Source organism: Paraburkholderia sp. SIMBA_030 (assembly GCF_046535245.1).
Taxonomy (GTDB): domain Bacteria; phylum Pseudomonadota; class Gammaproteobacteria; order Burkholderiales; family Burkholderiaceae; genus Paraburkholderia.
The window spans coordinates 1-237 of sequence record NZ_JAWRXB010001620.1 but is presented as its reverse complement, the minus strand read 5'-3'; the positions used below and the strand labels follow the sequence as shown (position 1 = coordinate 237).

Sequence of the window (237 nt, the reverse complement as noted above, 5' to 3'; positions counted from 1 at the left end):
CGATGCGCACGACTACTACCGCCGCTCATCGAGCCGCTTCTTCTTGGGCGAGAACCGCACGCCGACCCTGATCATCCACGCCAGCGACGATCCATTCGTGTCCAGCCACAGCTTGCCCTTGGCCAGCGAACTGGCAGCGCAGACGCAGTTTGAACTGCACAATCGCGGTGGCCATGTGGGTTTTGTCGATGGCAGCCTGCGCAACCCGGGGTATTACCTGGAACGGCGGATTCCGCA

The 237-nt window shown here is 62.0% G+C and carries 1 pseudogene; it reads left to right on the top strand.

What is annotated here, in order from left to right:
* Nucleotides 1-237 (top strand): annotated as a pseudogene (locus tag SB772_RS45480) (alpha/beta hydrolase); the annotation flags it as partial.